Source organism: Brasilonema sp. UFV-L1 (assembly GCF_012912105.1).
Lineage (GTDB): Bacteria > Cyanobacteriota > Cyanobacteriia > Cyanobacteriales > Nostocaceae > Brasilonema.
Genome location: NZ_QMEA01000232.1, coordinates 1 through 11,960, shown reverse-complemented (window position 1 = coordinate 11,960; position 11,960 = coordinate 1). Strand labels below are relative to the sequence as shown.

8 protein-coding genes are annotated in these 11,960 nt (G+C 40.7%); 3 read left to right on the top strand and 5 right to left on the bottom strand.

Annotated features, from left to right (window positions below; genetic code table 11):
• The first annotated feature begins 219 nt into the window (after positions 1-219).
• Positions 220-2,268 (top strand): NAD-binding protein, encoded by a 2,049-nt coding sequence (locus DP117_RS33125; RefSeq protein WP_339381140.1) that lies wholly within the window; start codon positions 220-222, stop codon positions 2,266-2,268.
• A 142-nt stretch (positions 2,269-2,410) separates the two neighbouring features.
• On the opposite strand, the gene DP117_RS33120 is transcribed toward DP117_RS33125, so the two are convergent.
• Both DP117_RS33120 and DP117_RS33115 read right to left on the bottom strand, forming a co-directional pair.
• Positions 2,411-3,775, bottom strand: coding sequence for a serine/threonine-protein kinase (locus tag DP117_RS33120; RefSeq protein WP_169222405.1), 1,365 nt, complete (start codon positions 3,773-3,775; stop codon positions 2,411-2,413).
• Between the two features lie 17 nt (positions 3,776-3,792).
• Positions 3,793-5,109, bottom strand: a complete 1,317-nt coding sequence (locus DP117_RS33115; protein WP_169222404.1) for a serine/threonine-protein kinase — start codon at positions 5,107-5,109, stop codon at positions 3,793-3,795.
• 1,204 nt (positions 5,110-6,313) lie between these two features.
• Here DP117_RS33115 and DP117_RS33110 point away from each other — a divergent pair.
• Positions 6,314-7,009 (top strand): acyltransferase, encoded by a 696-nt coding sequence (locus DP117_RS33110; RefSeq protein WP_169222403.1) that lies wholly within the window; start codon positions 6,314-6,316, stop codon positions 7,007-7,009.
• A 336-nt stretch (positions 7,010-7,345) separates the two neighbouring features.
• Positions 7,346-8,068: an acyltransferase gene (locus DP117_RS33105; protein ID WP_169222402.1), complete on the top strand. Its 723-nt coding sequence runs from the start codon at positions 7,346-7,348 to the stop codon at positions 8,066-8,068.
• A 31-nt stretch (positions 8,069-8,099) separates the two neighbouring features.
• On the opposite strand, the gene DP117_RS33100 is transcribed toward DP117_RS33105, so the two are convergent.
• The 3 genes from DP117_RS33100 to DP117_RS33090 all read right to left on the bottom strand — a co-directional run.
• Positions 8,100-9,527: a hypothetical protein gene (locus DP117_RS33100; RefSeq protein ID WP_169222401.1), complete on the bottom strand. Its 1,428-nt coding sequence runs from the start codon at positions 9,525-9,527 to the stop codon at positions 8,100-8,102.
• Between the two features lie 199 nt (positions 9,528-9,726).
• Entirely contained in the window at positions 9,727-10,053 is a 327-nt protein-coding gene (locus DP117_RS33095; RefSeq protein ID WP_169222400.1) for a hypothetical protein, read from the bottom strand.
• A gap of 27 nt (positions 10,054-10,080) precedes the next feature.
• Positions 10,081-11,960 (bottom strand): CHAT domain-containing protein (locus DP117_RS33090; protein ID WP_169222399.1); only part of this gene is annotated, 1,880 nt, incomplete at its 5' end.

Sequence of the window (11,960 nt, the reverse complement as noted above, 5' to 3'; positions counted from 1 at the left end):
GACAGGCAATACACATTGACTGCACCCCACCCCTTTATCCCCTCCCCGCGAGTTCGGGGAGGGGAGCCATAGCGCAGCTTTGGCGGGGTGAGGTTCTTCGTGAATGAGAAGTAATCAAACGAACTTTATCTTATAAGTAATTTTTCTGGCATCATATTACAACTATTATCAATCATAATTGTAAATATATATTGACAACCACTAACACAGGTGCATCAAGTGGTACAGCCTCAGGTGCTCTTAGATCAATTTTTAGTTTGCGGACTCGGCGGTTTAGGTCAACATTGTGTTGTCGCCCTCAAACAGTTTGAAGTCAGCGTCATTGCGATTGATAAAAAACTGCCAGAAGACTGGGAAATTCCTCACCTTCAGGATTTATTGGATAACTTACTTATCGGTGACTGTCGTCAAATTAGTGTTCTAGAGCAAGCTAAAATCCAGCGGTGTCGAGCCGCCATCATAGTCACTAGTAGTGAACAAGTCAATGCAGAGACAGCTTTAGCGGTGCGCAAACTTAATCCCAAAACCCGCTTGGTGATTCGTTCGTCTAAAAAAAATCTCAATGAATTATTGAGTCAACATTTAGGGAACTTTGTTGCTTTTGAACCAACTCAACTACCTGCCCCAGCTTTTGCCCTTGCTGCTCTTGGTACAGAGATATTAGGATTATTTCACTTAGAAGAACAGTGGCTGCAAGTTGTTAAACGTACTTTATCACCAACAGACCGTTGGTGCAACAACTCTGCCTTGTACGAACTGAATACTCACAAGCGTCGGATTCTCTATCACACATCTGGGGATGCTTCTTTATCCAAAGCGTTCCATGAATGGGAACCAGATTCACGCCTGATGCCGGGAGATACAATTGTTTATATTGAGGTTATCAAGCCAACTTCTACTAATTCTCAGAAACAGGTCAAAAATACTTGGTATAATCCTTGGCACTTATTCACAACACTCAAAGAACTCAACTGGTTAACTATAAAACATCAAATTACCGAATTTTTCCGGAAATCTAATGAGAATCGATTTAAGCAGATAGGTATTATTTGCGGAGTGATTGTCAGTGTTTTATCACTATTGGGAACGATTTTGTATCGGTTGACCTATCCTCAAATCAGCTTAGTAGATGCCTTTTTGACCTCAATCATGCTACTTCTCGGCGGATTTGGTGATTTGTTTGGTGGGTTCAATTTTACACTTCCTGTTCCCTTGTGGTTGCGGTTGATTAGCTTGGGAATGACAATCACTGGTACAGTATTGGTGGGAATACTCTATAGTTTCCTAACAGAAAGACTTTTAGCTGCTAGATTTCAGTTGAATAAGCGACGTCCACCTGTTCCTCAAAAAGACCATGTTGTCGTGGTGGGACTCGGTCGGATGGGTCAGGGAATCGCAGAGATTTTGCAAGAATTCAACCAACCCCTTGTTGGCATTAGCCTAAACACAGACTTTGATATGACAATTTTACCAAAGATGCCACTCATTGCTGGTTCTATAAAGGGGTCTCTTTCTAAGGCAAATCTTCAGACAGCAAAAAGCGTCGTTGTGGTGACTAATGATGAGATGCTGAATTTGGAAGTCAGCTTAATGGCTTATGATGCAAATCCAGAAAGCAATTTGGTTATCCGCACCAGAGGTCTTGGGTTAAGTGACAATTTAGCTGAACTTTTACCGAATGCTCAAATTTTGTGTGTCTACGCTGTAGTTGCTGAAGCTTTTGCTGGAGCTGCATTTGGAGAAAATATTATAAATCTGTTTCGTGTTAATCACAAAACTATCTTGGTTACAGAATACCAAATTGAAGCAGGTGATACGCTCAATGGCTTACTGCTATCTGAAGTCGCCTATGGTTATGGAGTCGTTCCAATTCTTTACCAAAAAGAAGCAGGAATACCAAAGCTTATGCCTTCTGAGGATATTAGTTTAGCTGTAGGCGATAGCTTCGCTGCTGCGCGGAGCGCAGATCGCATGATAGTATTAGCAACAAGCGATGGTCTACAGCGGATTGAGCAGGGAGTCAGAAGCGCTGCATCAAAAAACTGGCAGGTACATATTACAAGAGCTTTGACACAAGAGGCACAGTTTGAAGGAGCTAATGTTATTGTTCGAGTTTCTGGCTGCAGTCTCAACACAGCTAGAAACTTAATGAGAAATTTACCAGAAACATTACATTTACCACTCTATAAACATCAAGCTCAGCGACTGATTATAGAACTAGCGAAAGCTCAAGTGATCGCTCACTTGCTTGAGACAAATTCTCTTTAACAGTTATCAGTTATCAGTTACCAGTTACCAGTTACCAGTTACCAGTTATCAGTTATCAGTTATCAGTTACCAGTTATCAGTTACCAGTTATCAATTGCTTGCTCACTGTTCACTGGTCACTGTGTACTGTGTACTGATTTAATTATTTAACTCCCAACCAATCCTGTATCTCCGAAATCAACCAATGACGTTCCACAGTAGCTAAAGGACTGGAGGTGAACGTCCGCTTATCAGAATAATATTTAGCAACATATTCAATAGTCACACCCCGAGGTGCAGAACCCCGTTGCACGATCTCTTCGTAAACTCTACTAATGAGTGGAGTTTTGCCTCGAAACCGCCAATAGCAATTACCAAATAACTTCCACCGGATGTCAAAATGTTCACGGTCAAAATACAAGTCTGTGTGTCTAAAAGCAGGTAGCACCATTGCTTGGAATAAGACAAACAATAATATTAAAATAAGCATAATATACGGTCCTGCTGTCCCTAAACTCATCCATTGTGGTAAGTGCCAAATAAAAGGAATTATTAGACCGATAACATAGAACAATTTGAACGCTTTCTTTCCGCGTTTTGGAATGTTAATTTCTAGCTTCTCCGCAGACTTTTTGATTTGAATCCGACTACCTGTAGGCTTACGACTAGTAAGTGGAGGGGTGAGTGCGTGTCTGTTCTTCAGCGCGTCTAGCGCTTGGCGAGCAGTACTAAGCCGTTCTGTGACATTTGGTTCTGTCAGTTTACCAATCCAATGCACAAAACCCAAATCGACACTCACCCGATCAGCAAACTGAATGCGGGAGTCCCGGTATGGTAAATCAGCAGGAGATGTTCCTGTTAATAAATGAATCAAGGTTGCACCTACAGCATACAAGTCAGAGGCGGGAACAGCACGACCTGCAAACTGTTCCATCGGTACATATCCATAGGTTCCCACGACTGTGAAAGTTGCACCTTCCAACACCGCTTGGTCTTGCACTGCGCCAAAGTCAACCAAGTAAACTCGCTCGTCCTCACCCCAAATTAAATTGCTGGGTTTGATATCTCTGTGTAGCACAGGAGGATCGAGTTCATGGAGGTAGACAAGAATGCTCAAAATTTCTGTTGCTATCTTTTCGATTTGTGACTCAGAAAACCGATAACCCTGATCCAGCAATTGTTGGAATGATGTTCCGGGAACATAACTCTGCACCAACCCAAACCAGGGAAACCTCGAACCAGCCTGCTGTTCCAAAACAAAGTCATCTCGATATTTGGGAATTCGCGGATGATCGAGATTTTTCAGTACTTGAGCTTCACGTTCAAAAAGCTTATGTTCATCCCACTGCATCTGCGGACTCAGGGCGAGCAGTTTGACAACAACCTGTTCTTGAGACTGTGTACCCAAATCTACTGCTAACCAAGTCTGACGACTAGCATTTTGCCCTAATTTTTCTTTGAGTTGATAACGAGACTCTTGCCCAGTCGCTTGGCGAATGCAAAGTACTTGTCCACCTTCTTGTACCATAACCAAAAACCCAAAATCTAAAGTCCCAACCAATGCTTGATTTCATCTGCGAGCCAACGACATACCTCATGAGAAAGAGGTGGATTCAATCTTCCAAATGAATACTCTTCGACGCCAACTGCCAGAGTAATTTCAGGAATTTTCTTATTGTCATAGCCACCAGAGTCATTTTTAAAAACTTTGTCAATCTCTGAGACATTTCCTCGCTGTCGTTTGATGCAAAAACCCAGTAACTTCACCTCAATTTCAAATTGCTGATGATCAAAGTAGACATTGGTTTCCACGAAGACAGGTAATATACACCAAGCCGCCAATACAATACTACCTGTCAACCAAAACAACTTATTAAACCAACTACCATTTATCATCGACAGCCAAAATAACAAAAATCCCAACCCTCCGACTCCAAGCCAATTTTTCGGGGTACTGATCACCTTATACCAAGGGATAGGAAATTTAATTTGTAAGCGGCTTGGTGATTTTTGTAGCCAAATACAACTTTCAGGAAGTCGTGGGCTAGCGACTTTGATAGCATTTTGATTAGCCCTCAGAGCTTCAAGTGCTTCATGAGCATTACTAAAGCGTCTTTCCAAATTAGGTTCAGTCAGTTGTTCTAACCAACGGACAAACCCAGGATTGAGCTTGACAAGGTGAGAAAACTGGAAGCGAGAATCCTTCTGAGGTAAATCTGCTGGAGAAACACCCGTCAGTAAATGAATCAATGTTGCTCCCAAAGCATAAAGGTCAGATGCTGGAGTTGCTCTTCCGCCAAACTGTTCTAGTGGTGCATAACCATAAGTTCCCACTACTGTGAAGGTGGCACCTTCTCTTGCAGCGCGGTCTTGTACTGCGCCAAAGTCAACCAAATAAATATGAGAATCCTCCTCACCCAGTAGTAAATTGCTAGGTTTAATGTCTCGATGCAGCACGGGAGGACTCAAAGCATGTAGATAAATCAGAATTTTTAGGATATGAGCAGCAATTTTGCGAACTTCTAGTTCCGTGAACACTTGACCTTGAGTCAGGAGTTGCTTGAGTGATGTACCGGGAATATATTCTTGAACTAATCCGAAGTAGAGTAACTGGTCATCAATGCAAAAATAATTACGATACTCAGGAATGCGAGGATGGTTCAGCTGTTTCAAAACTTGTGCTTCTCGTTCAAAGAGTTTCAAGTTTTCCCACTGCATCTGGTCGCTAAAAGTCAGCAATTTCACCACAACATCCTCTTGTGCTGACAAATCCTGCGCTAACCAAGTTTGACGACCTGCATTTTCACCCAATTTTTCTTTAAGTTGATAGCGATTATGTATGAGTTGTTGCGTTTGCAGCATTGTGTCGCTATTCCTCAACACTCGTGTTGTACCAAAATGGCGCTAGAGTCCTAAATATGACAAGGCAATCCTTATCAAAGGTAAACATCTTAATCTATATATGAATAAATAAAATTAATATACAAACTGAAGCAACCGTATTCCGGATATTTTGAGCAAATTTCTCGCAGAATTGACAGACTTTGTGACATTTGCTTCTACAGATTTGTTTCTCATATTCAAGCACAAGGGGAGGAAATGAGAGAGAAACCTTGTTAGTATGATGAGATTCATTTTTTATCTTTTCTTAGAGTATATATACTTAAACGCCAGCAAATAACTTTTTTGACTTGATATTATTATAATTATTATACAACTAGCTGTGTTAATTCTATTTCCCAGTTTTTCAAACGACCTAGGGTAGAAATTGTTCAGCTTGAGAGAAATTTGTGTTTTTGTGAATTGAGAAAGAATATAATTCAATCTGGTTTATAATAAAAAGATGCCAATAACAATAACTTTGTAGAGACGTAGTATGCTACGTCTTTACACATGTGAAACGTTCAAAAACAATCCTTAAAACAACGGTCTTACGCTATAGCTTAGAAGCGCGAAAATGACAAAAGCCCTGAGACTATTTAACAGTTATCAGTTATCAGTTATCAGTTATCAGTTTGAAGAAGAATGCAGAATACAGCAATTCAGTATTCAGAAGGAAGAAATAAAGAATTCTGACCGGAGGCGGAGCGGTGAAGCAGCGCTCTTGGTAGGGTTTCCCGACAACAGGCGACTGTGAACCCGAAGGGCTGGTGGCTCCGCTCCTGACTCCTGAATGCCAGACGCCTCAAGTCGGGAAACCCTTTCGGCAGTCGCTCATGGGGGGAACCCCCAAGACCGCGCTGCCTCACCCCGGCGCTGGCTCCTCCTGACTCCTTCACTGTGTACTGTGTACTGTTTCTTAATAACTGTGTACTTATAACTGTCAAAAAACTATGTATCGTGTATCTAACTTGAGGATTTGACAAGACCTGGACTCAAGAGTTTCCTATGACTCAAATTCAAATACGAGGAAACTATGGGGAGTTTTTGAAGTGGCTCCAAATTCACTTGATGGAATCATAAATATCAACATCAGTAGAAACGCAAAGTCCTGAAACACGGTTTGCTATCAAGCTCATACAAACTCATTTTTTGTCAATAACCCTTACATAAGGATGACGTATTCATGAATAGACAGCAATTTTTCTCCAAGTTGAAGCGCTTCCAAGAACTTTTAGTTATTAGTTTACTAGGCGCTCTACCCACAATTCTGTTAGGATCAAAACTGCGTAATATACTCTATAGAAGTATTTTTGCTCGTATGGGTAAAGCTGTTTATATTCAAGAGGGTGTTGAATTTATGAATGCTTCTTGTATTGAAGTAGGAAATGGGGTATTTATTTTTAAAGGTGCTCGTATAGATGGACGAGAACACCAAAACAATAGAATATATTTGAACGATGGAGTCGCCATTGAGCGTAATGTTAGTATTGGGTGTTTGGAAGATTCATACATAGAGATTGGTCAAGAAACTTTCATTGGTCCTGGCGTTTGTATTGCTGGACCTGGAGATATCAAAATTGGTAAGCGGTGTCTGATTGCAGCAAATACTGGAATATATGCAAATAATCATAATTTTGCAGACCCGATTGAACCAATTAAATATCAAGGGATTACTCGCAAAGGAATTGTCATAGAAGATGACTGCTGGCTAGGACATGGTGTGGTAGTCTTAGATGGAGTTACTATCGGTGAGGGTAGTGTCATTGGTGCAGGAGCTGTTGTGACTAAAGATATTCCTCCGTTCTCTGTCGCTGTGGGAGTCCCCGCAAAAGTGATTAAAAGCCGCCATCGCAAACCATTGGTGAACACCAGAGAATAACACATAACAGCGATTAACAGGCTTTGCATTGACGAAAAGCCTGTTAATCAAACATTAATGTTTTCATAAAGATATTCTTGAGGAATGATGGTAACATATAACACATGTTTTTTATTCTGTTAGATAAACTTATCAACTAAATTTAAAATCTCTTATGTTCTATTAAGAATCTTTCTAGTCTTATATCTTGCACCAGGGTCAAACAAGCGGGTTTCTTGAAAAAGATGACACTTAAAAGCCTTAATTTTTCGTTTAGAAACCCGGTTTTTTAGGTCTTGTTGAGAATGCTGCATTCCGGTCAGTAGTCAATCATTTATCATGAAGTGTGGTTTTGCAATGAACAGCAAGCATATTTTTTCGCGGTGGAAGCGTGTAGCAGAAAGTTTGTTGACCAACCTGTTAGTTAATATTCCCACTAGGGCTGTGGGTAGTAATTTACGAATTTTACTATATCGTAATATTTTTGCCCACATTGGTCGCTCTGTTTACATTGAAGACGGTGTTAAATTTATGAATACCTGGTCTATCAAAATTGGGGACGAGGTAAAAGTTCTACAGGGTGTTAGTATAAATGCGACAGGGCATTCAAACAATAGTGTTTGTCTTGAAGATAAAGTCACCCTTGAGCGTGGCATCGACATTAGAGCGATGAAAGATACTTGTATTCATATTGGTGAAGGTACATTTATCGGTCCTTATGTTTGTTTGACTGGTCCTGGAAATATTAAAATAGGAAAATTGTGTTTGATTGCAGCACATGTAGGAATATTTGCTAACAATCACGTTTTTGATGACCCAACCCAGTATATTGAAGACCAAGGACTTACACGCCAGGGAATTGTCATTGAGGATGACTGTTGGCTAGGACACGCTGTAACTGTCTTAGATGGCGTGACTATTGGTAAAGGCAGTATTATTGGTGCAGGAGCAGTTGTCACTAAAGATATTCCTCCATTCTCAGTGGCTTTAGGAGTTCCTGCAAAAGTCGTCAAAAGCCGAACTGATAAGCAAGTCGTAAACTCTCAATATTCTCAATACAGTTCGGATAAGCACGCTTGAGAAAACAATTCTCTCGAAGGGAGTTGATCTACTAGTTTTTGCATTTAGTCCAAAGCCAAGCTAAAGCGCTAAAAAATAAGGTAGCCAAAATACTCAATAATAAGGATGCGTAAAAGGGGTGGGGCGGGTTGTTAGGAGATATGGCACTTAGGGGTTGGTTGATTTTATCGATGTGTTGAGTGACAACGCCAGAAACGATCGCACCTGCACCTAACCCCACACCCACGATTTGGATGGTGTTTTCCAAAGAGCGATCGCGTTCGGCTTGTTGAATATCGCGTTCGGCTTGTTCTATTTCTACTATGCCGCGAATTGAGGCAAGTGCTTGCTCCAACAAACTAGAACCGTGACGGAAATATCCCAAATCTGCTTGTATTTGCTTTTGGAAGAAAGGAGAATTCTCCTGGCTGAAACTTTTTAAAAATAGTAAGTCACCATTTTGGATTATACCACCAATTTGTTGCAACTTTTCCGAATAATTAGACTCATTTATGACTATTGTATTTTGATAATCTTCTAAATTTCGTAGCAAGCGAGTATATTTCAAAGCTAATTGCGGTAATTCTTTCAACTTGTTTTTTAAGTCTTTTAATTCGTCTGTTGTCACTTCATCGTATTCATCTTTCTTAGGTAACTTATCAATTGCGTTTTCAATCTCTTTATAGGCTGAAGCAACAGCGTGATAAGTGATGCGACTGTCTTGATAAGCCTTGACAACCTTGGTGCGAAAGAAGAACAAATCTAAAAGTTCTTGATAACATAGATTAAAATTCTCATCTGCCTTGCTATCCCGGAATAACCAGATGAGAACGTGTTGATAATTTGCTAACTTAAACAAGCCATATTCAAAAATTGGACTCCCGAATAACTCTCCTTGACGACTAAAAGGCGGGCATTGAGATGGATTAGGAAAAACGGCTTCTAGACATTCTTGGGCGATTTCAGGAAGAAGTTTTTCGTCTTTCGCGCCTGTCAGCCAAGCGGTAATTAATAAAGTTTGTCCAAGAAAGAATTTGTCTTTTTCTAAGGTGAAACAATTATTTTTATTTAACTTGCTCAAGAAATCAATATCGACATCTTCCGTTCGTGTATCATCTTCTTTTTCTGGACGACGTAAATTGAGCCATAAACCGTAGCTGTCATGAAGTCGCAAGGGAGAAACCAATCCTTTGATGACAACTTGTTGCGTGTCAAAGGAGATTTTTCCCTCTACATCTACAGCAGAATTACCGTCTTTGACTTCTGAGTCTTTGAGCAAATCAACGCGGAGACTTCCCGGTTCTTTGTGAATATCTATGCGCTGACTCAGATGTAAATCTTGATTTAGGGTGGTGTGGACTATGTTATCAGCACTTTGCCACAGTTGAATCTTATCAGCTTGCACAGAAGTGGGATCTACATTTGCACCTTTGTAAAGCGCAAAAGCAAAGAGGTGAATATTGGGAGCATAAATTTTCATGTAAGGTTTTGCTACTCAGTTTGTAATATTTTCTCCTTTCTGGTTCCCTTCTCGTTCTCTTCTCGTTCCCATGCTCTGCATCTCTCGTTCCCATGCAGAGCATGGGAATGCATTCTATGAGGCTCCGCCTCCAGTTTATCAGTTTTGAGGCAGAGCCTCAAACAATGCATTCCCAGCCGGAGGCTAGGAACGAGAAACTCTATTTCTTTCTCTGTTGTAATTTTTGCACTTCCTCTTCCAAAATCCGGTAACGATTTTCCAAAGTATTTTCTTGGCTTTGCGGTTTTGTCTTCGCGACTTTACTAATTTCTCTTGATTCTTTGTCAAATATGGCATCTATCACAGATTCATGGTTGAGATACCACTGACGAATCACTTCTGCAATTGCTTGTGAGGAAAGATTTTCTTCTATCGCAGCAAGGTTTTTTTGCAGTGTGGGTAAATCGGCGATAGCATCCTCAGAAAACACATAATCTTGTTCTCTCACGACTTGGATAAAAGCTTCGATGATGTTATCTGGTTCCATAGTGATTTCTCCTATTTGTGAAGTTGATTATTCTCCAATGGCACAAAAACCTGCCCAAAAAACTGGCTGTTTAAATGGTTGCTGTTCTGGTTTATTCCTTTTTTCTAATTCCTGTTTAACTTTCTGTTTTTGCTCAGCATTCATATCTGTTTTCCCATCAAGCCATTGCAGTAACTCTCGTTGGGTGACTCGACGAAACCACTGCTGTGCTTGATTAAGAGCAAAAGGCACATTTTGAGTTACAGTTTGCAGGTTTTCATAAAATTTAATCATTAACAAAGCTGTGGAAAAGTCATTGACAGCCCATAAACTACTGACGATACTCGCTGCACCTGCGCGGATAAAGCCACTGGGTAAACCAATATATTCATCGCTGGTGTTGCGAAAGTCAACTAAGCCAGTTTCGCAAGCAGAAAGGGTGACAAGACGACAGTTAGGTAAACTTAATTGGAAGATATCTTCTAGAGTGAGACAATTTTCTAAGTCAATTTCCGTGTCACGAGAGACTCGCAAATAACGGGAGGTTTCTGCATCTGCGGCGAGAGGAGAAATGTCAGAAGCGGCTAACAGTAAAGCGGATTTTTCAGGAAGGTTAAAGTTGAAGTAGCCGTGACAAGAAAAATGCAGCCAGTTTGCATTGCGGAAACTTTCGGCGGTTGTTGGTTCTGATAAAGCTTGTGCTGTTGCTTGATTCTTTTTCAGGATGTGGCGTGGGTGAAATGCAGCAGCAATTGTTTCAACTTCGATGTCGGTGAATTCTAAATCCTTTGTGGGGTTTTGAATCGCGAATAGGTGGCTGAATAATAAACCTCCTGCAACAATGCTTGAATTGTCATGTTGAGCGGAGCGAAACATCTCTGGAGATTTTGAGAAGTTTAATGAGTCAGATAATGTCTTGGCTTTGTTTTGAGTCATGCGCCAAAGTTGACAACTGGGTGCATAACTGACACCTTTGGGGAATTTATCTAGGAGATATTGCTCTGATGATTCTTCTAAAGATAAAGGTAAAGCATGGAGAGGGAGTAGATGCAGGAAAAGATTGGGTATTAAAATAACTTTCTTGCACTCTTGTGGAACAAGAGAAAGAATTTCGGGTATGTGTAAAATCTCAGCGAGTTGGTTCAGTTTATCATTCAGGCAAAATCGCCAGCGCTTTTTCTCCTCAGAGTAAAGCTGGAGATATTCACCCATCCAATTCGCCAACTTTTCTAAGTCTTGAGGTTCCGACTGCCAAATTTCTGGTTGTTCCTTGTAGCGGGTGATGATGAAAGCGCGAAAGCAATTATTAAAGATATAGAATTGGATAATGGCAGTTTCCTTATCTAGCAGATTGTGAATCTCGTCATAGCGGATGGGGTTCAAGCCGATAATTCTTGTGATTAGTTGTTCTCGCGTTTGACGCAACTGATTCAACTGGGTGCGATCGCTATCTTGGAGATTGGATTTTTCTGCTTGTTCTATACGACGCTTTTCTTCTTCGATTTCCTGCTGTAGCTGTTGGAGTTGATTTTTAAATTCTTCAGAGATTGCGAGTTTGGGGTAGAAGTCAGGGCTAAACAACAGTTCCACCAAGTTACGGGTTTTGCTACGCTCAATATATTCAATTGCTTCGCTAGATTTTTTCAACTCCAGACAAACTTCTACCATGCGACGATAAAGTTTGTTCCATTCTTCTGCTTGCTTGCGCTTGCTTTGATCGCCAGAAACAATTTCCCCCCGCAATAACTCTGCTGTTTCAATAGCAGAATGAAAAGTTGTGTAAGCTTCAGTCAACCGTTGTGCATCTTGGTAAGCAATACCCAGGTTGAATAATGTGTCAGCATGGTTTTGGGGAAACGCTTGGCGGGTGTATACTTCCAAAGCAGCAGTGTAAGATGCGATCGCCAATTCTAAATTCTGTGCTTTCT

What these genes read in the sequence shown, in the direction of transcription:
- DP117_RS33095 (WP_169222400.1), bottom strand. Translation starts at nt 10,053, where the DNA reads ATGGAACCAGATAACATCATCGAAGCTTTTATCCAAGTCGTGAGAGAA.
- DP117_RS33105 (WP_169222402.1), top strand. Translation starts at nt 7,346, where the DNA reads ATGAACAGCAAGCATATTTTTTCGCGGTGGAAGCGTGTAGCAGAAAGT.
- DP117_RS33100 (WP_169222401.1), bottom strand. Translation starts at nt 9,527, where the DNA reads ATGAAAATTTATGCTCCCAATATTCACCTCTTTGCTTTTGCGCTTTAC.
- DP117_RS33110 (WP_169222403.1), top strand. Translation starts at nt 6,314, where the DNA reads ATGAATAGACAGCAATTTTTCTCCAAGTTGAAGCGCTTCCAAGAACTT.
- DP117_RS33115 (WP_169222404.1), bottom strand. Translation starts at nt 5,109, where the DNA reads ATGCTGCAAACGCAACAACTCATACATAATCGCTATCAACTTAAAGAA.
- DP117_RS33120 (WP_169222405.1), bottom strand. Translation starts at nt 3,775, where the DNA reads ATGGTACAAGAAGGTGGACAAGTACTTTGCATTCGCCAAGCGACTGGG.